Here is an 18,852-nt window from a genome sequence, read left to right as displayed (position 1 = left end):
TGCCTGATATTTCAAAATACAGCGAATAAGGCTATATATTTCATAGTATTAAACAAGATAATTATGCTAAATAGCAAATGGATATGGTAGGTTATTACATTAGATGCAGAATAAAAAACTGATGTGTTTAAGTAGGTTTTTTGTAAATACTAGTGTTATATTCTAGTTAAATTTAAATTAATCCGAGTGAAACTCGGAAAATGCAGTCTGACAAAATTTTTCTCTCTAAAATCAAAAAATCGGTTACAGATCACTCTGGCAGGACGAGTAGCTGCAACCCTTGCAGGGAAACAGATAAAACATCATGAGACTCACTATTATCCCTTTGGTCAATCCTACTGAGCAGCAGTACCAAGACTTGGATAAAATCTGGCCAGACCAGAAGATTGATAAACGTGTACAACCGTTCGGTGAAATGCACTTAATTTATGCAGCCCGCTTTAATGATAGATTACTTGCCGCAGCAAAAGTCACCATCGACCAAAAACAAGGCATTATTGATGATTTTTGCGTGCGAGAAGTCACTCGTAGGCGCGGTGTTGGCCTTTATTTATTACAAGAAATACACCGAGCACACCCAGAAGTCATGGTATGGCAATTTAAGTTTAATCAGTTAGATGAAAAACAAGTTCAAGTCATGCATGCATTTTTAACCACTTGTGGATTTCACGCCACTTCACAGACTGGTGTATGGAAACTCATCGTAGGCCATTTAAATGAAATTAAATAAAATTCACCATATTGCGATTATCGCTTCCCACTATGAAGTCAGTAAAGATTTTTACTGCCGCATTTTAGGGCTGAATTTACTTAGTGAACATTATCGCCCTCACAATGACTCATGGAAGGCCGATTTAGCATTTGGTGAGCTCTATCAAATTGAATTATTTGGCTTTTCAAACCCACCAGCAAGGCCTAGTTACCCTGAAGCCGCAGGGCTTCGCCATTTGGCTTTTAGCGTTGATAAGTTAGATGAGTGGATTGCCTATTTAACAAAACAAGGCATTACATGTGAAGCGGTGAGGACCGATCCCTATACACAAAAACGATTTACGTTTTTTGCTGACCCTGATGGCCTGCCGTTAGAGTTGTATAGTGATGAATAAATATGAAGTCTGCTGTAGTTAGCTGTATAACTTATTGATATGAGCATCTGCATTTATTCCCTCTTAGAGGCAATAAATGCAGATAACTTGGGGCGAAATGGACTACATTTCGTCGTCGTTTTCTTCCATCGCTAGACGCAATTTTTTCATTGCGTTTTTTTCCAACTGACGAACACGTTCCGCAGAAACACCGTATTTATCGGCTAATTCCTGTAATGTGGTTTTGTTGTCGTCATCTAACCAACGAGCACGAATGATATCTTGGCTGCGCTCATCTAATGAGTCTAGCGCATCCGCTAAACGATCAGTTGCATGGCTTTCCCAGTTATCATCTTCAATTGAGCCAGCAAAGTCAGATGATTTATCCTGTAAAAATAATACAGGCGCAACAGGGCCTCCGAAATCAGCACTGTCGTCGTCATCTGACATATCAAATGCCATGTCTTGCGCCGCCATGCGTGATTCCATTTCGCGGACATCTTTGGTACTCACACCAAGCTCTTGGGCGACCATATCGACTTCGTCTTGATTAAACCAACCAAGACGCTTCTTATTTTTTCTTAAGTTAAAAAATAATTTACGCTGCGATTTTGTAGTGGCAACTTTAACAATTCGCCAATTACGCAAAACATATTCATGAATTTCCGCTTTGATCCAATGCACGGCAAAGGAAACGAGGCGCACTCCCACTTCAGGGTTAAAACGGCGCACGGCTTTCATCAGGCCGATATTACCCTCCTGAATTAAGTCCGCTTGCGGTAAACCATAACCTGCATAACTACGAGCAACGTGAATAACAAAGCGCAAATGCGATAAGATCAGTTGCTTTGCAGCATCCAGATCGCCGTTATAATGCAGCCGTTCAGCAAGTTCCTTTTCTTCCTCAGCGGTCAGCATTGGGTAAGCATTAGCAGCTCGAACATAGGCTTCAATACTTCCTTGCGGAACAAGCGTTAATGATTGCATGTCTTTGGTCATTCAGATCCTCTATAAATATTAGGAATGAAATTTATTCGATGTTGATAACCATCATATAGGTTAACAATGAAAAAACGATATGCTGTAAACAAGTAGATAGTCTACCAGTTTCACCGCATTAAATAAATTATATACAAGAATTGTTAACGGTGGGTCAATATAGGACAAAACAATTCAGACTAAGTTCATTCTTAAAGTCAATATCTAATATAATCAAGGGCTAGGGTAATATAACCACCAATAGCCCTTACTGAAAATGACAAGAAAACAAACGGTTACTCAGGTGTAAAATGACGTAAATGTTGTAATGTGGCTAACCATGCCGCAATCCACCCCACCATCGCTGACAATAAAAGGATTAATAGGGATTCTTCCCAAAGTAACCCCTCAATATGAAATTGTGTGCCAAACACACTCGCGACTTGTGCCACACCACTACCTAGTTGCCAAACCAATAAGAAGGTCATGATCAGCGAAATAATCGCCCCCACACCACCGAGCACAATGCCGCCGTTTAAAAATGGCCGCATAATAAAACCATCTGTCGCACCAATTAATTTCATTACATTAATGGTGTCTCGCCTTGCGAAGATATTGAGACGAACACTATTACCTATCACTAAGAACAAAGACACAATCATGAGAAGACCAATGACTGAAGCTATTTTGCCCACCAGGCTCGTCAAGGCAGCAAGCCGCGCAAACCAGCTATCGTCCATACGTACTTCTTCGATACCATCAACTTGGCCGACTCTATCCCTTAATGTCGTTAAGACATCCGACCCTTCAAAATCAATTTTGGGTGTGATGATAGCCACAGCTGGTAATGGGTTTTCTTCTAGCATATCTAATGCGGTACTAAAGCCTGACCAACTGCGAAACTCGCTCATGGCTTGATCCCGTGATAAATAATTCACATGATCAACGCCTTCAAGTGCTTCCAGTTGCGTTACGACATTTTGCCCACCTTGTTCATCAAGGGATTTATCCAGATAAACCGTAAGTTGTGGCGTCGGATACCACTGTGCCGCAGCTTGAGATACGTTTTTCCAAACCACATAACATAAACTTGGCAAAGTTAATGAAATCGCAATCACCATGATGGTCAAAAAGGTTGCCAAAGGCTGTCTGAGCATATCTGCCAGTGCATTCAACCAAGAATAACGCCATTGTTCGCGCCATCCCCCTTTGAGTGCCTTGCTTTTTGATTGCATTGCACGTTCAGGCTTGGCTCTTCGAGCATTTTTAGCCATGTTGACCTCCAAGCATCCGACCTTCACTTAATGTCAGAACACGGTAGTTACGGCGCTCAATCAACGCAACATCATGGGTTGCCATCAAAACTGTCACTCCCACACGGTTAAACTCTTCAAACAACCGCATAATCCCTTCCGATAATTCACCATCAAGGTTACCCGTTGGCTCATCTGCCAAGAGCATTGTCGGCTTATTAACCACTGCGCGAGCAATGCCCACACGCTGTTGCTCACCACCAGATAATTGAATTGGAAAGTTTTTTGCTTTGTCTAATAAGCCCACTTTATCCAATGCCGCAGAAACACGTCGACGAATATCTTCCGTGCTTGCACCAGAGATAATTAGTGGCATCGCAACGTTGTCATACACTGTACGGTCAAATAGCAGGTGATGATCTTGAAAAATCATTCCAATCTGCCGACGCAGAAAAGGGATCTCCCGATTTTTCAATCGACTAATATCATGACCATTAAACAGAATATGACCCGCACTTGGGCGCTCTATGCCGCAAATGAGTTTGAGTAACGTACTTTTACCTGCGCCTGAGTGGCCTGTTAGAAATGCCATCTCCCCGGGTTGTAGATGAAAATCAACCCCTTGGAGAGCTTGGCGGCCACCGCGATAAGCTTTACTAACGTGTTCAAAGCGAATCATCGAAAATTATTCCTCTCGGGCAAATAGGGCCTCGATAAAGTCATCGGCTTTAAATGGACGTAAATCTTCAATCCCTTCACCGATACCAATATAACGAATTGGAATACCAAATTGATCGGCAATCGAGAAAATTACGCCACCTTTTGCTGTACCATCGAGCTTAGTCAATGTTATACCAGTCAGACCTACCGCTTCGTCAAAAAGTTTCGCCTGACTCACCGCATTTTGTCCTGTGCTCGCATCCAGCGTTAACATAATTTCATGCGGTGCGCTTTCATCCAGTTTTTTCATTACTCGGACGATTTTCTTTAATTCTTCCATCAGATGTGATTTATTTTGTAAGCGGCCCGCGGTATCCGCAATCAACACATCTACACCTTTGGCTTGGGCAGACTGAATAGCATCAAAAATAACAGACGCTGGATCTGCACCTGTGTGTTGCGCAACAACAGCGATTTTATTGCGTTCACCCCAAACTTGTAATTGCTCTACCGCAGCAGCACGGAATGTATCCCCCGCAGCCAACATCACGCTTTTGCCTTCAGATTGATATTGGCGAGCCAATTTACCAATCGTAGTGGTTTTACCGACACCATTAACCCCAACCATAAGAATAACATAGGGTTTTTTATCTTCGATCACGAGCGGTTTATCGACTTTCGCTAAAATATCAGACATTTCCTCACGCAATTTACCATACAGCGCTTCGGCATCTTTGAGATCTTTACGGCTTGCATGAGCCGTGAGGTTGTCGATAATTTTACGTGTTGTCTCAACGCCAACATCCGCAATTAGCAACTGTTCTTCTAATTCGTCAAATAAATCATCGTCAATTTTCTTACCCGTAAATAAGCTAAGAAAACCTGACCCCAGATTTTGACGAGTTTTTAATAACCCTTTCTTCAGCCTAGCAAAGAAACCCTCTTTTTTCGGTTTTTCTTGCTCTTTTGATAAACTATTTTTTTCCTCTTCCAAACGAAGACGTTCAGCTTCTGCTTCTTCTTCAGCTAAACGCGCAGCTTCCGCGGCTTGGCGCTCTTGTTCTGCTTGCTCTTCGGCTAAACGCGCGGCTTCCGCAGCTTGGCGTTCTTGTTCCGCTTGCTCTTCGGCTAAACGCGCAGCTTCCGCAGCTTGACGCTCTTGCTCTGCTTGTTCTTCCGCTAAACGCGCAGCTTCCGCGGCTTGGCGTTCTTGTTCCGCTTGCTCTTCAGCTAAACGCGCAGCTTCCGCGGCTTGGCGTTCTTGTTCCGCTTGCTCTTCGGCTAAACGCGCAGCTTCCGCAGCTTGGCGTTCTTGCTCTGCTTGTTCTTCCGCTAAACGCGCAGCTTCCGCAGCTTGGCGCTCTTGCTCTGCTTGTTCTTCCGCTAAACGCGCAGCTTCCGCGGCTTGGCGTTCTTGTTCCGCTTGCTCTTCGGCTAAACGCGCGGCTTCCGCAGCTTGGCGTTCTTGCTCTGCTTGTTCTTCAGCTAAACGCGCAGCTTCAGCGGCTTGGCGTTCTTGCTCTGCTTGCTCTTCGGCTAAACGGGCAGCTTCTTGCAGTTCACGTTCAGCTTTGTCCTCTGCTGCTTTAATCGCGGCCAAATCGGCTTGACGTTGCTGCTCTGCTGCGTCTTCTGCGGCCTTGACCGCAGCCAATTCAGCTTCACGCTGACGCTCTAACTCTTCTTCAGCAAGGCGTTGAGCCGCTTCTTCTTGGCGATCACGCTCTGCCTTTTCTTCAGCTAAACGCGCTTCTTCTGCTGCAAAACGCTCACGTTCTGCTTGCTCTTGCGCAGCTTGGATCGCCTCTAGCTGAGCCTTACGTTCAAGTTCTGCTTGTTCTGTTGCGGCTTCTATTGCGGCTTGTTGCGCTTCATACTGGCGCTCAGCTTCATCCTCTGCTGCTTTAATCGCAGCTTGCTCCGCTTGGTATTGACGTTCTGCTTCTGAGGCAGCGGCATCTTCTACAGGGTGTTGATTTTCAACCTCATTTGCAGCTTCTTCCTGCTGAGCTTGTTGTTTTTGAGTCTCTTCTTCATCTTTACGACCAAAACCTAGCCATGAAAAAAAGCCTTTTTTCTTGTCTTTAGCCATCTGCCACTACACTCCTCGCGGTAAAAATATGGCGCTCGATAATCAAATCGCAATCAAATTACATGCAGTCTATCATTTCATCGCCTCGCAACACATATCTGAAAGAAAAATCCTGACAATTTAATCGGAATTTTTATGTTAAAACTGTGAAAACGACACGCTATAATCGAAATTCAGCCAATTGGGGATAACAACACTGCAACTTATCGCCTGACAGGTATACAATGGTAACAATCATTTTTAAGTACACAATTAGCTAAGTAGCAATACATATTATGGCAAGAAAACCACAATCAGCCCCTTTAGGGCAAATTCGTATTATTGGTGGGAAGTGGCGTGGTAGAAAGTTACCAGTCCGTGATAGTGAGGGCTTACGTCCAACTACAGACCGCATCAAAGAAACATTATTTAATTGGTTAATGCCAGTTATTCGTGATGCGCGCTGCCTTGATTGCTTTGCAGGAAGTGGCTCACTCGGTTTTGAGGCGCTTTCACGTTTTGCGCAAAACGTCACATTTATTGAGCTGGATAAACAAAACTCACAATTGCTCACTGAAAATAAAGCGCGTTTACAGGCAGAGGATGCAACCGTTATTAATAACAGTAGCCTGACCGTATTAAGCCAACAGGGAAGCCCTTTTGACGTGGTATTTATTGACCCTCCATTTCGTAAAGGCTTGCTCACTGAAACAATTCAATTACTCGAAAAAAACCAATGGTTAGCAGACGAAAGCTGGGTATACGTAGAGTCAGAAGCGGAGTCACCACTTACTGACCTTCCAGCAAACTGGCAGCTTCATCGTGAAAAAATTGCGGGCCAAGTTGCCTATCGCTTATTTATTCGAACCTCACTTTAGGAAAAAAGTATGTTAATTAACGTTGGTCGCCTGCTTATGATTTGCGTTTGGGGTTTTATGGTATTCAACTTGATCCACCCATTTCCTAAGCCATTGAAATATTTTATGGATATCGCAATGGTCTTTATGATTTTCATGCATGCATTGCAAACCATTTTCCTAAAAGCCACATTACCTAAAGGCGAAAAAATTTCAGGTTTAGTGCAAACTCGCATCTTTTTCTTTGGGGTATTCGAAATGTTAGCGATGCAGAAAAAAACCAAGGCTGCCTTAGACGAAGCGAAAAAAAAACAATCAGGGCAATAAGTTAATTTGGCTCAAAACGGATAAAACGCGTTCCTTGTAGAGTGAGTTTACCTTCTCGACCTAACTCAACACCGCGATATTGTTCTTCTGTTACAATGGATTTAATCACTTCGCCACTGGATAACGTTTTAAAATAAATCTCGTAGCGAAAAGTTTCAGGGGAAACCACATCACGTTCTCGGGAACGCATATTGGGATAAGGATAATCTTTTTTGTTATCTACTTTTACTAAGTAACTAACAGGTAAAGAATTATCGTTGATTTCATTTTGCTTGCGTTGGTCAAAAAAACGTTTAGTCGCAAGCACGGCAATGATTGCAATAACGATAATCAATAATATTGGTTTATTCATAATTTGTGCATTTCGCTTAAAAAGTTCCTAACTATAGTTTATCTTATTTGTAGAAACAGAACACGTTATCTCAGTGAGCGACCCTTTGTCGTTTCATTTATTGAACTTATAAGGATATGTGTATGATTAGTTGGCCATTTCTTGCAGTGCTTTTTTCTGGCTGGTTATATGTCGATGCGGCCTATCGCGGTCCAGGATGGCAACGTTGGTTATTCCGCCCTATCACGCTGTTATTGTTACTTTTTTGGGGCTGGAGTTCCGATGATTTAAATCTACAAAATTACCTTATTCTTGGTGGGTTGTTGGTTTCACTGATTGCAGATCTCTCACGAATGTTTTCAAGTGAACACTTACTAACTTCTGTCACCCTCATGTTCCTTAGCTACCTGATTTACACGATTAGCTTTGGTATGCAATTAAACTTTGGTTTATTTTTGCCTTGGTTAGCCGCGCCTCTCATTATTGCTGCTATCACACTTGTTCTTATTTGGGGCAAGTTGGAAAACCTACAAGCCATTGTTTTTGCATCTTTAATCATGTGTATGATTATGGCTTGGGTCGCTGGCGATCAATATTTTGGCCTTGGGCGTGAATATAACTTCTCCATAATGGTGGGGGCATCGCTGCTTTTCTTATCTAACTGCGTGTGGTTAATTGCCCATTTTCGCTTACCATTCAAAGCCTCAAAAGCGGTTGTTGCTGCATTATATTTCCTTGGACAATTTTTTATTGTCCGCGCAATTTATTTATAACGCCTCCTGCAATAAGTGCCAATTGATAAAAAATGCTATTTGAGAATTTTATCAGTTGGCTTCCCTCTTTTCGTTTGACTCTGGAGTAGACTCCAGAGTGTAGACTTATCAACAATCAGTGATGGAACTCATTATAGTTGGATAAGGGGGCGCTTATGCACTCACACTCTCATAAAGAAAATCATACACATACAAGCTCTTGCTGTTCAAGCACAAGTGCATGTTCATCCACTGTGCCACAAAAAAGTACACTGGCGAGTAATGACTCACATGTTCATGAGCATAGCGACGTCAAAAAACACCCTGATGACGATGAGGAATCCCACCGACACAGTGGTGGATGTCACTCAGATCACAACCATGGAGAGCATTCCCATGGGGCTCACGAGCACCAACATAGTGGTAGTTGTGGAGTAACAGCAAACACCACTGATGAAGTTGAACCTTTGCAAGCCGCTGGGCAGCGTTTTAGCTGGATTATCCGTGGGATGGATTGCCCAAGCTGCGCCAATAAAATTGAAAATGCTGTTGGCCAAATCGGCGACGTCAAACAAGCCAAGGTCTTGTTTGCTACTGAAAAATTAGTGGTTGATGCAAATACTAACATCAGTGCAGCGGTTCGTTCTACCGTAGAAGCTGCTGGCTATGAATTACTCGAAGTCGGTAGTAATAACGCGGCGGCTATTGCACCACCACAAAGCTTACTGAGCGAAGCTAAGCCAGTCATTATCTTAGCAATATTGATGGCAATCAGCTGGGGAATTGAAGCATTTAGCCCGAAAATCGGGAACATCGCCTTTATTTTAACCACCTTATATGGGTTATACCCTATCGCGAGTAAGTCATTACGTTTAATTCGAACGGGCACCCCTTTTGCTATCGAAACATTGATGACCGTTGCCGCTGTAGGGGCAATTTTTATTCAAGCTACAGAAGAAGCCGCTATGGTTATCTTACTGTTTATGCTAGGAGAAATGCTCGAGTCCTATTCGGCAGGTCGAGCTCGTCGCGGGGTCAGCGCATTAATGGCTCTGGTTCCAGAAGATGCAATTCTCATTAAAGATGGGCAAAAAACCACAGTTCCTGTTGCACAACTGCGCCCTGGGGACATTATTGAAGTCGCACCAGGCGGGCGTTTACCAACGGATGCCGTGTTAGTTTCAGGTTTTGCGAGCTTTGATGAAAGTGCACTAACAGGGGAATCCGTTCCTGTTGAACGCAACGCAGGTGAAAAAGTCGCAGCAGGTTGCTTATCCGTTGACCGTGCAGTTCAAATGAAAGTGGTTTCAGAGCAAGGCCAGAACGCGATTGACCGTATTTTGCAGCTGATTGAAGAAGCAGAAGAACGCCGTGCACCTATTGAGCGCTTTATCGACCGCTTCAGCCGTATTTATACGCCGATTATCATGTTAATTTCAGCGTTAGTGATTATTATCCCACCAATTTTCTTTTCTGCACCTTGGGAAACATGGATCTACCGCGGTTTAACATTACTCTTAATTGGTTGTCCATGTGCGCTTGTGATATCAACGCCTGCGGCAATAACCTCAGCCCTTGCAACAGCAACACGTCGCGGTGCATTGATTAAGGGTGGCGCAGCACTTGAACAACTCGGTACCATCACCACTATCGCATTAGATAAAACAGGTACGCTGACGGAAGGTAAACCCCACGTCACTAACTTGGTTCCTGTTGATGGAATGACCGAAAGTGAGTTAGTCCAAATCACAGCATCTGTTGAAGTTGGCTCACACCACCCATTGGCAAAAGCAGTGGTAAATAAAACAGAAGAGCTCTCTTTAGCTGTAACTGAAGCACAAGACCGTAAAGCGCTTGCAGGAAAAGGTGTCGAAGGGTTCCTGAATAATAAGCACATACTAGTCAGTGCACCGAATCGCTTAGAGACGCCATTAGAAAATGAATGGCAAAGCAAAGTTGAAGCATTGGAAGCTGAAGGTAAAACGGTCGTTGTCACATTGGAAGATAACCGAGTTATTGGTTTAACTGCGCTACAAGACACATTACGCACAGATGCCACTGATGCGATGAGCATGCTCAAAGCGCTCAATGTCAATGCCGTCATGTTAACGGGGGATAACCCGCGTGCTGCGGGAGCAATTGCAGGCCAATTAGGTATGGAGTTCCGTGCGGGTTTACTACCAGAAGATAAAGTCACCGCAGTTATGGAGCTGAACCGTAACCATAGCACCATGATGGTCGGTGATGGCATTAACGATGCCCCTGCAATGAAAGCGTCGAGCATTGGTGTGGCAATGGGTAGTGGTACTGACGTTGCGTTAGAAACCGCGGATGCCGCTTTAACTCATAACCGTTTAACAGGCTTACCAGAAATTATTGCGCTATCCCGTGCAACGCGGAAAATTATCCGTGAAAACATCACGATAGCGCTTGGGCTAAAAGGCGTATTTTTAGTCACAAGTTTACTCGGGATCACTGGACTTTGGGTAGCAGTGCTTGCGGACTCAGGTGCAACCGCACTTGTAACCGCGAATGCTGTACGGTTACTTCGAGTAAAATTACCTCAAGTGAAAAAGTAGTGTTTCATCAACTAAGCAAAGCGCCCAATGTGGCGCTTTTTTTTTTCGAATCACAACTTAATATAATCAATTATTACAATTAGTTAATTACCATCTCATCCGTAATTTTAGGACAAATTTTTTATCCGTGAATCCGAAAGTTGCGTAAAATTACCCACGTAAGCAAGCTATTTGTTAAGTGGGGAATCAATATGGTAAAACAGCGTGATTCAACACCCAATGACGCCGCCTTTAAAGGGTTTATGTCTAAAGTTGATAATGCGCGTGACTTTTTTGATATCTACCTTTCCCCCATATTAAGCAATTATGCCATTTCGACACATTAGCGATAACCAACACATTTTTTATTGATAAACAGCTGTATTCGCGTTTCTCAGATGTCTTGTATACCGTCGAAACACAGCAAGGTGATGAGTATATTTATATGTTAGTTGAGCACCAATCATCGCCAGATAAGCTAATGGGATGGCGGTTGATGCATTACGCTTTTTAGCCATGAATCAACATCTACAACAAGGCAATAAAGACTTACCGTTAGTTGTACCTGTATTATTTTACCACGGAAAAGTGAGCCCTTATCCATATGCTCAACCTTGGACACATTACTTTCGTTGGCCAGATGTCGCATCAGATTTATATAGCAAAACATTTCCCATTGTTGATATCACTGTTATTGATGATGAACTCGTCAATCATCGCAAAGTTGCCGTCATGGAGCTTGCGATGAAACACAAGGACTTACGCGATGAATTTCAACGGGTTGTTCCCTTGTTGGCTCAAGCGCTCAACCAGCACTATAACCTATAATCCGCTGGCTTTTTTACGTAACAAATAACGGTAAGGGGCGCTTTCAGCTTCAACCGCCAGCAAGTCATGCTCCATAAAACGGCAAAAACCGGGAATATCACGGGTCGTTGCAGGGTCATCGGCAATAACCAGTAATGTCTCGCCTTCGGCCATATTCCGAACCGTTTTACGCACTAACATCACGGGCTCTGGGCAGCGTAAGCCTAGTGTATCAAGGGTTTTGGTTGCATTATTAAATAAATCAGACATATAAACGACTTCTTAAAAGAATCAATGGATTGATTATATAATAAAATGCGCGTTGATGAATGAACAGTTTTGCTTTTGTTGCGCAACAGGCGTATGATGCGCTACTCCCGATTTAGGGATGAATATCATGGGTTCCCTCACCCCATTGCGACTAAAAAGGTACAATATGTTTGATTTTACTCCGCAGCAAAAAGCCACTGCGTTAATTTGGCTATCTTTATTTCATATTTTAATTATTACATCCAGTAACTACCTTGTGCAGTTGCCGATTAATATTTTCGGCTTCCATACAACATGGGGCGCGTTTACCTTTCCCTTTATCTTTTTGGCCACTGACTTAACCGTCCGTATCTATGGCGCACCGCTTGCTCGGCGAATTATTACGGCAGTCATGTTGCCTGCACTGCTGATTTCCTATGTTATTTCTGCGCTATTTTTTCAAGGTGAATGGCAAGGTTTTACTGCGCTCTCTGAGTTTAATATATTCGTTGCGCGTATTGCTGCCGCAAGTTTTATGGCATATGTACTTGGGCAAATATTAGATGTCAGCGTTTTCAATAAATTACGTCAAAATGCACGCTGGTATGTTGCACCTGCTTGCGCCATGTTTTTTGGTAATTTAATTGATACCATCGCTTTCTTCTTTATCGCCTTTTTCCGCAGTAGTGACCCATTTATGGCGGCAAACTGGGTGGAAATCGCGTTAGTCGATTACGTCTTTAAGTTACTTATTTGTATGCTCTTTTTCTTACCTGCTTATGGCGTTTTACTGAATTTCATCTTGAAATACTTCTTTGCAAATTCAGAAAAAAAACAATTAATTCGTCAACATTAAGCATAAAAAAGGAGATAGCGAAATGCTATCTCCAACTGGGTTAAACTCAGCTAAAACAAAGAATAACAACCCTACAATTCAGTTAACTATAATGCTTTTGCTAAGAGTGAAATTGGGTGCTCACATTTCTTACTTGTGGACATCTCAATTTGCCATTTACAGGTTTCACAGTCTGTGATGACCATATCAGCCCCACTTTCCTCTATCTGGCGGAATAGCCCTGCACCAATGCCTTGTGAAACTTCATAATTCTCTTTCTTAAACCCGTAAGTCCCTGCAATACCACAGCACTGGGAATCAAGTACTATTAACTCAACACCAGGCACGCGTTTTATTAACTCTAGCGTATAAGATGTCCAACCCATTTTTTCCATGTGGCATGGAGTATGGTAGGCGACTTTTAATGGTGTGTGTTTCAACTTAAGCTCTCGCCCCTGCTCTAAAAGACGGTAAATATAACGCGTTGCCAGCTCGATATTGTCACGCATTTCTGAGGTATCTACATCCAATACATGGGTATATTCATCACGGATTGTAAATGTACACGTCGACGATGTTGCGACCACTGGTATATGTTTTTCGAGGATAGTTTCCTGAAGTGATTCTAAGTTAACGTTAGCTTGGCGTTTCGCTTGTTTCATAAAACCGTTAGCAATCAATGCAACACCACAGCATTTTTCACGTTTAAGCAGCTGTACACCTATATTCATCCCATTAAAGACTTTAATTAAGTCTTTCCCTAACTGCGGGTGATTATAATTGACATAGCAACCATGGAAAAACGCAACCTGCTCTTCAAATTTAGCTTGTTCTGCCGCTTGCTTAGAATACCAACGACGGAATGTCCCAAATGAATATTTAGGCAATTCACGGCGATGGTCTATTTTTAACGCCTTATCCAAAATTTGGCGAACAGGTTTTAACCCTGTAATAGTATTTACCACGGGAGCAAATGGCGTAGAAAGTGAGCCCATTAAATCCGTATGGCTGAGGATTGCATCGCGGATTTTCGGTTTTTGCTGGCTATAGGTATTTCTTGCACGGGCAATAATATCGCCAATTTTTACATCCGATGGGCAAGCAACTTCACAACGTTTACAGTTAGTACAATATTTAAGAGCTTCATCATAGAGCATCGGGTCTTTTAAGCGTAAACGCTCACCGTCTGGCCCCGCTTGTTTTGGGCCCGGATACAATGGATTCACTTTCGCGACGGGGCAATATGTCGTGCACACCGTGCATTTAATACAGCTTTCAAAGCTTGCATCTTGAATACTCATTGTGCCACCTCCACCTGCATCGCTTTGTTTTTACTCACTTCATTAATGATTTCATTCGCGGCAAATAATGCGCTAATCATTGAAACCCCCGCACCGCAGCCTTGGGTTAATGGGTCAAAGCCACCAAGTACCGCTCCTGCAACATACAGGTTTTCAATCGCTTTTCCCGCTTTTTGAGCCCGCAGATTTTCATCTGTTTTCACACCAAAGGCCATATAAGGTTGGGAAGCAAAAAACTCTTGATTGGTCCATTTCGCACGTTCTGAAATTTCACACAAATCTAAATTCATCAGCGGTTCATACACACGGTCAAACTCAGCGACTAAACCATTATTAAAGAAGCTCCCCGTTGCCAACACAAAATGTTTAGCCTTGAGCGAAATATCCCCGTGATTGCGAGTCTGCACAGATTCAATACGGCCTTCTGAATGATTTACCGATGTCACTTTGTCCCCTGGCATGACAATCCCACCTTGGCGACGAAATTGACGTAATAGCATCTCATGCAGGCGAATACCTAATAATGAAGGTGGTAAAGTGGGTAATAAATACAGTTGCTTACCTAATCGTTTCTGTAATTCCAACATTGGCTGTTCGCTGTCCAGCCCTATACAAGCAGGCATAAAAACAGCTTCGGCATCAGCAATTAATGACGAAATCTCCCCAACGATTTGGTCCATGTTTTCGGGTCTGTCGAGCCAACGAGCGACATTAATCGCTCTAAACTCACTTGGGTTTTCGCGCAGTCGGTCAAGTAGAGGCAAATGCACATAATGAGCACTTGCCTGTATTCCTTCTCGTTGTAACTCATCGGCTACCATTTGTGGCTGAAAATCCAAGAACCCTTCAATACCGACAACGGCAATTTTGCTGACATCCATTTTTTGATGTAAGCCAATGGTAGGGACTGACTCAGGGCTCAGCCACGTCATGCGTTTATAGCCTAACGGCGTGATGCGATAATGATTTTCTTCGCAAGAACCTTTTAAGCGAATACCCGTTTGCTGCAAGATGGATTCTGCCATTCTAGCCAGCTCAGTCACTTGATTTTCCCCCATCAAACTATAGGGGTGAAAAGGTGCTTGCGATTTTAACTCACTAAGCATTGTCAGTGGTTTTTCTGCAATTTGGCCATCAGGTAAATGCGTTAATAAATCCAATGAACCCGATGAAAAATGCAGCGCATTTTGCCCAGCACTCACCATCGCACAAGATAGACCAGACTGGGTTAGGCGAATACCGCAAAGCAGCCCCGCGAGGCCACCTCCCATCACAACCACATCATATTTCATTATCCGCCTCCTTCTGAGATGCTTTGCCTAATGTGGCTTCATTCATCCCACATAACCCATGATAAACCCAACTGGTAAACTCGCTTTCGCGCAATGCATCCCCCCAAGCGATGGGGCGAACGCCCTTCCAACGCTCATTGAGAAAATGACCAAGTTGCTGCTCAGTTTCATGCGGTGTCGTGACATTAAACCGATTGAGTAAACCTGCCGCTCGACAAGCACACAACTCTCCTTGGCAAGTTCCCATCCCAACGCGGGTACGGCGACGTAAATCCAATAAATTGTTTACAGTGAGCGAATTGACGGCATAACGTACTTCTCCTGCCGTTACAGCTTCACATTCGCACACTAAACTTTTATCTAAACGATCGGTACTTAAAATAGCGGAAGCACGGTCACCGTGGCGGTAAACTGCAGAACCACGAATTGGTGCAGGTATAGAAACTACGTTGCGCAAGGCTTCTTCCGCGCTGTGTTGAGAACCTGGCAGTGCAGCTTCAGCCGTTGTACATTTTGCTGAATGACCGAGTTTTTCACAGACTTTATCCGTTGCCCATTCTGCCATCAGTCGATAAGTCATTAATTTACCGCCTGTAATGGTGATAAAGCCTTCCATCCCATCGCGTTTCGCATGGTCTAAAAGCACTATTCCACGGCTCACATTTCGCCCTGAAGGGTCATCATCGCTAGCTACTAAGGGACGAACGCCTGCATAGGCGCGTAAAATGCGCGTTGTCGCCAATGCGGGTGATAACATCGAACCTTCACGAATAAGAATATCAACCTCTTCTGGGGTGACATACATATTGTCGATTTGGTCATATTCAATGTGTGTGGAAGTCGTTCCAATCAGCGAAATTGTATCGCCAGGCACTAAAATGTCCGCATCCGCAGGCTTACGGCAGCGGTTGATCACCATGTTATTTAGCCGATGACCTAAAATGAGCAATGCCCCTTTTGCAGGGAACATTTTAATTTTTAACTCACCGTATTCGGCAATTTTTTGTCCCCAGATCCCGCCTGCGTTAACGACAATTTCTGCGTAAATGTCATACTGTTTTTTTACCTGATGGTCGTAAACTGTCACACCGCGAACAGTATCACCATCGCGAATAAGGCCAATAACCTCATGGTAAGTCAGTACTTTTGCACCATGTTCTCTGGCATCTAACATATTTGCAGCCGTTAAGCGGAATGGGTCTACGGTGCCATCGGGCACGCGAACCGCACCAATTAATGCGGGGTTAACTGATGGCTCAAGACGGATAGCTTCTGCAGGGTCAATGGCATTAGCGTCAATACCTGCACTTTGGCAAGCCGTGATAAATTTCTGCTGATAATCGAGGCTATCTTCAGGCAATGTAATAAACAAACCATCCGTTCGCTCAATACAATGATGAGCAATTCGCTTTAAGATTTTGTTCTCTTCAATACATTCTCTGGCAGATTCACCGTCGGTAACTGCATAACGTGCACCACTATGAAGTAATCCATGGTTACGCCCTGTTGCACCAGTCGCAATGTCATGCCTTTCGAGTAAAACGGTTCTTAAACCTCGGCGAGCGCAGTCACGAGCGACTCCTGCACCTGTTGCGCCACCACCGATAATGATGACATCCGTTTCAGTCACAGATGAGCCATTCATGTCACATTCCTCACATTAATAAATAATTTCTATAATCGATAAGTATAGATTCTATTTTTATAATCTATTATTAAATATAGACCAGAAACGTGCTCAATGTTTGATAAGGAACAAAAACGAAAGCGATCTGTACATTTTTAGGGTTAAAAAGAACAGAATCGTGATGAAAATCACAAAATAATTAACATTTCTAGTTCCATTCCATTCACAAATGTCATTTACTATGCAACTTCATAAACAAAATCAATAATTGTGCGTTGGATTACAGATAAATTGTTTTTTAATGACTACAATTTAGAGCAATTAAGAAAATAAAAGCTCTTAAATTACTCGATTGTTTTCGTTTTTGTTACTTCACCAATAATAAACACTCAATCTTTCTCAGCACCGAGAGCGATCAAGTGTAAATAAATATTAGCATGCCATCGGAGGCGTATATGTTAAGCATTTTTAAACCAGCACCTCATATAGAGAGGCTGCCAGCTGATAAGATAGACCCCGTCTATCGTAAGCTTCGTTGGCAGATCTTCATGGGTATTTTCTTTGGTTACGCAGCGTATTATCTCGTCCGAAAGAACTTTGCCTTAGCAATGCCATACCTTGTTGAGCAAGGGTTTTCTAAAGGTGACTTAGGTTTCGCCTTATCAGGAATTTCAATTGCTTACGGTTTTTCTAAATTTATCATGGGGTCATTCTCTGACCGCGCGAACCCTCGTTACTTCCTACCTGCTGGTTTGATACTAGCCTCCGCAGTGATGTTGATCATGGGCTTCGTGCCATGGGCGACATCGAGCATAATGGTAATGTTCGTATTACTGTTCCTTTGTGGTTGGTTCCAAGGTATGGGTTGGCCTCCTTGTGGACGTACCATGGTTCACTGGTGGTCACAAAAAGAACGTGGTGGTATCGTTTCGGTTTGGAACTGTGCACACAACGTCGGTGGTGGTATCCCGCCATTACTATTCATGTTAGGTATGGCATGGTTTAACGACTGGAAAGCCGCACTGTATATGCCTGCATTGGCTGCTATCCTCGTTGCAATCATTGCATTTGCGTTAATGCGCGATACCCCGCAATCTTGTGGTCTTCCTCCAATTGAAGAGTACAAAAACGACTATCCAACAGACTATAAAGCATCTGATGAACAAGAGTTGACTGCAAAAGAAATCTTCATGAAGTATGTTTTCCCGAACAAACTGTTATGGATGATTGCGATTGCTAACGTATTCGTATACTTATTACGTTATGGTGTTCTTGACTGGTCACCAACTTATCTGCGTGAAGTGAAACACTTCGCAATGGATAAATCTTCATGGGCTTACTTCTTATATGAATACGCTGGTATCCCAGGCACACTATTATGTGGTTGGATGTCGGATAAAGTGTTCCGCGGTAACCGTGGCGCAACAGGTGTATTCTTCATGGTTCTTGTGACCATCGCGACTATCGTGTTCTGGATGAACCCAGCAGGTAACCCAAATATCGATATGGCCTGTATGTTAATCATCGGTTTCTTAATCTATGGCCCTGTCATGCTAATTGGCTTGCACGCCCTTGAACTTGCACCGAAAAAAGCAGCAGGTACTGCGGCTGGCTTTACGGGTCTATTCGGCTACCTCGGTGGTTCAGTAGCTGCAAGTGCTATCGTTGGTTATACCGTTGACTACTTCGGTTGGGACGGTGGTTTCGCTGTGATGATTGGTGGTTCAGCCCTTGCTGTTGTTCTGCTGTTTATCGTTATGATTAGCGAAAGCAAACACAAACGCGAATTAGCGAACTCTCAATAAACATTTCGTTTATGAATAAACGCTAAACCTGAGGGCTATATCATAATGATATAGCCTTTTTTTT

At 43.3% G+C, this 18,852-nt stretch carries 17 protein-coding genes and 1 pseudogene; 9 read left to right on the top strand and 9 right to left on the bottom strand.

Features of this window, described 5'->3' with window-relative positions; genetic code table 11:
- Positions 1-304 precede the first annotated feature (304 nt).
- Both panM and AABS66_RS07490 read left to right on the top strand, forming a co-directional pair.
- Positions 305-730 carry an aspartate 1-decarboxylase autocleavage activator PanM gene (gene panM, locus AABS66_RS07495; protein ID WP_353166362.1) on the top strand — a complete coding sequence of 142 codons (426 nt, stop codon included), beginning with the start codon at positions 305-307 and terminating at the stop codon, positions 728-730.
- Positions 717-1,106: a VOC family protein gene (locus tag AABS66_RS07490; RefSeq protein WP_206083501.1), complete on the top strand. Its 390-nt coding sequence runs from the start codon at positions 717-719 to the stop codon at positions 1,104-1,106. The genes panM and AABS66_RS07490 overlap by 14 nt, the downstream gene beginning before the upstream one ends.
- A gap of 102 nt (positions 1,107-1,208) precedes the next feature.
- On the opposite strand, the gene rpoH is transcribed toward AABS66_RS07490, so the two are convergent.
- The 4 genes from rpoH to ftsY form a co-directional block, all read right to left on the bottom strand.
- Entirely contained in the window at positions 1,209-2,084 is an 876-nt protein-coding gene (gene rpoH, locus AABS66_RS07485) for an RNA polymerase sigma factor RpoH (protein WP_206083500.1), read from the bottom strand.
- Between the two features lie 275 nt (positions 2,085-2,359).
- On the bottom strand, positions 2,360-3,337 hold the full coding sequence (gene ftsX, locus AABS66_RS07480) for a permease-like cell division protein FtsX (protein ID WP_430224738.1): 978 nt from the start codon (positions 3,335-3,337) through the stop codon (positions 2,360-2,362).
- A complete protein-coding gene (gene ftsE, locus AABS66_RS07475; protein ID WP_206083498.1) occupies positions 3,330-3,995 on the bottom strand; it encodes a cell division ATP-binding protein FtsE in 666 nt (221 codons plus the stop codon). Before ftsE ends, ftsX begins: the two co-directional genes overlap by 8 nt.
- Positions 3,996-4,001: 6 nt before the next feature.
- A complete protein-coding gene (ftsY, locus tag AABS66_RS07470) occupies positions 4,002-6,068 on the bottom strand; it encodes a signal recognition particle-docking protein FtsY (protein WP_430224737.1) in 2,067 nt (688 codons plus the stop codon).
- Between the two features lie 275 nt (positions 6,069-6,343).
- Here ftsY and rsmD point away from each other — a divergent pair, with 275 nt between their 5' ends.
- On the top strand, positions 6,344-6,925 hold the full coding sequence (rsmD, locus tag AABS66_RS07465) for a 16S rRNA (guanine(966)-N(2))-methyltransferase (RefSeq protein WP_206083496.1): 582 nt from the start codon (positions 6,344-6,346) through the stop codon (positions 6,923-6,925).
- Positions 6,926-6,934: 9 nt separating this feature from the next.
- On the top strand, positions 6,935-7,231 hold the full coding sequence (locus tag AABS66_RS07460; RefSeq protein ID WP_206083495.1) for a DUF1145 family protein: 297 nt from the start codon (positions 6,935-6,937) through the stop codon (positions 7,229-7,231).
- 1 nt (position 7,232) lies between these two features.
- Here AABS66_RS07460 and AABS66_RS07455 read toward each other — a convergent pair whose 3' ends face one another.
- The gene (locus AABS66_RS07455; protein ID WP_206083494.1) at positions 7,233-7,583 is read right to left on the bottom strand and encodes a DUF2500 family protein; all 351 of its coding nucleotides are present in this window, start codon (positions 7,581-7,583) and stop codon (positions 7,233-7,235) included.
- Positions 7,584-7,705: 122 nt separating this feature from the next.
- On the opposite strand from AABS66_RS07455, the gene AABS66_RS07450 reads away from it, so the two are divergent.
- The 3 genes and pseudogenes from AABS66_RS07450 to AABS66_RS07440 form a co-directional block, all read left to right on the top strand.
- Positions 7,706-8,335, top strand: a complete 630-nt coding sequence (locus tag AABS66_RS07450; RefSeq protein WP_206083493.1) for a lysoplasmalogenase — start codon at positions 7,706-7,708, stop codon at positions 8,333-8,335.
- A gap of 155 nt (positions 8,336-8,490) precedes the next feature.
- A complete protein-coding gene (locus tag AABS66_RS07445) occupies positions 8,491-10,893 on the top strand; it encodes a zinc/cadmium/mercury/lead-transporting ATPase (RefSeq protein ID WP_430224736.1) in 2,403 nt (800 codons plus the stop codon).
- A gap of 191 nt (positions 10,894-11,084) precedes the next feature.
- Positions 11,085-11,694 (top strand): annotated as a pseudogene (locus AABS66_RS07440) (Rpn family recombination-promoting nuclease/putative transposase); the annotation flags it as partial.
- Here AABS66_RS07440 and tusA read toward each other — a convergent pair.
- On the bottom strand, positions 11,695-11,949 hold the full coding sequence (tusA, locus tag AABS66_RS07435) for a sulfurtransferase TusA (protein WP_206083491.1): 255 nt from the start codon (positions 11,947-11,949) through the stop codon (positions 11,695-11,697). It lies immediately after the preceding pseudogene.
- A 166-nt stretch (positions 11,950-12,115) separates the two neighbouring features.
- Here tusA and AABS66_RS07430 point away from each other — a divergent pair, with 166 nt between their 5' ends.
- A complete protein-coding gene (locus tag AABS66_RS07430) occupies positions 12,116-12,784 on the top strand; it encodes a 7-cyano-7-deazaguanine/7-aminomethyl-7-deazaguanine transporter (protein WP_206083490.1) in 669 nt (222 codons plus the stop codon).
- Between the two features lie 86 nt (positions 12,785-12,870).
- On the opposite strand, the gene glpC is transcribed toward AABS66_RS07430, so the two are convergent.
- Genes glpC through glpA form a run of 3 tightly spaced genes read right to left on the bottom strand, consistent with a single transcriptional unit; the run spans position 12,871 to position 17,001 of the window.
- A complete protein-coding gene (gene glpC / locus AABS66_RS07425; RefSeq protein WP_206083489.1) occupies positions 12,871-14,064 on the bottom strand; it encodes an anaerobic glycerol-3-phosphate dehydrogenase subunit GlpC in 1,194 nt (397 codons plus the stop codon).
- Positions 14,061-15,356 carry a glycerol-3-phosphate dehydrogenase subunit GlpB gene (glpB, locus tag AABS66_RS07420; protein WP_430224735.1) on the bottom strand — a complete coding sequence of 432 codons (1,296 nt, stop codon included), beginning with the start codon at positions 15,354-15,356 and terminating at the stop codon, positions 14,061-14,063. The genes glpC and glpB overlap by 4 nt, the downstream gene beginning before the upstream one ends.
- A complete protein-coding gene (gene glpA / locus AABS66_RS07415) occupies positions 15,346-17,001 on the bottom strand; it encodes an anaerobic glycerol-3-phosphate dehydrogenase subunit A (RefSeq protein WP_206083487.1) in 1,656 nt (551 codons plus the stop codon). The genes glpB and glpA overlap by 11 nt, the downstream gene beginning before the upstream one ends.
- A 437-nt stretch (positions 17,002-17,438) precedes the next feature.
- Here glpA and glpT point away from each other — a divergent pair, with 437 nt between their 5' ends.
- Complete coding sequence (glpT, locus tag AABS66_RS07410) at positions 17,439-18,788, top strand: glycerol-3-phosphate transporter (protein ID WP_206083486.1); 1,350 nt, start codon at positions 17,439-17,441, stop codon at positions 18,786-18,788.
- The last annotated feature ends 64 nt before the right edge of the window (positions 18,789-18,852 follow it).

The organism is Providencia sp. SP181 (assembly GCF_050446505.1).
GTDB lineage: Bacteria > Pseudomonadota > Gammaproteobacteria > Enterobacterales > Enterobacteriaceae > Providencia > Providencia vermicola.
The sequence above is the reverse complement of the archived record's forward strand: the minus strand, read 5'-3'. Positions and strand labels throughout refer to the sequence as shown.

Coding starts and splice junctions, on each gene's coding strand:
- panM (WP_353166362.1), top strand. CDS start 305: ATGAGACTCACTATTATCCCTTTGGTCAATCCTACTGAGCAGCAGTAC.
- AABS66_RS07490 (WP_206083501.1), top strand. CDS start 717: ATGAAATTAAATAAAATTCACCATATTGCGATTATCGCTTCCCACTAT.
- rpoH (WP_206083500.1), bottom strand. CDS start 2,084: ATGACCAAAGACATGCAATCATTAACGCTTGTTCCGCAAGGAAGTATT.
- ftsX (WP_430224738.1), bottom strand. CDS start 3,337: ATGGCTAAAAATGCTCGAAGAGCCAAGCCTGAACGTGCAATGCAATCA.
- ftsE (WP_206083498.1), bottom strand. CDS start 3,995: ATGATTCGCTTTGAACACGTTAGTAAAGCTTATCGCGGTGGCCGCCAA.
- ftsY (WP_430224737.1), bottom strand. CDS start 6,068: ATGGCTAAAGACAAGAAAAAAGGCTTTTTTTCATGGCTAGGTTTTGGT.
- rsmD (WP_206083496.1), top strand. CDS start 6,344: ATGGCAAGAAAACCACAATCAGCCCCTTTAGGGCAAATTCGTATTATT.
- AABS66_RS07460 (WP_206083495.1), top strand. CDS start 6,935: ATGTTAATTAACGTTGGTCGCCTGCTTATGATTTGCGTTTGGGGTTTT.
- AABS66_RS07455 (WP_206083494.1), bottom strand. CDS start 7,583: ATGAATAAACCAATATTATTGATTATCGTTATTGCAATCATTGCCGTG.
- AABS66_RS07450 (WP_206083493.1), top strand. CDS start 7,706: ATGATTAGTTGGCCATTTCTTGCAGTGCTTTTTTCTGGCTGGTTATAT.
- AABS66_RS07445 (WP_430224736.1), top strand. CDS start 8,491: ATGCACTCACACTCTCATAAAGAAAATCATACACATACAAGCTCTTGC.
- tusA (WP_206083491.1), bottom strand. CDS start 11,949: ATGTCTGATTTATTTAATAATGCAACCAAAACCCTTGATACACTAGGC.
- AABS66_RS07430 (WP_206083490.1), top strand. CDS start 12,116: ATGTTTGATTTTACTCCGCAGCAAAAAGCCACTGCGTTAATTTGGCTA.
- glpC (WP_206083489.1), bottom strand. CDS start 14,064: ATGAGTATTCAAGATGCAAGCTTTGAAAGCTGTATTAAATGCACGGTG.
- glpB (WP_430224735.1), bottom strand. CDS start 15,356: ATGAAATATGATGTGGTTGTGATGGGAGGTGGCCTCGCGGGGCTGCTT.
- glpA (WP_206083487.1), bottom strand. CDS start 17,001: ATGAATGGCTCATCTGTGACTGAAACGGATGTCATCATTATCGGTGGT.
- glpT (WP_206083486.1), top strand. CDS start 17,439: ATGTTAAGCATTTTTAAACCAGCACCTCATATAGAGAGGCTGCCAGCT.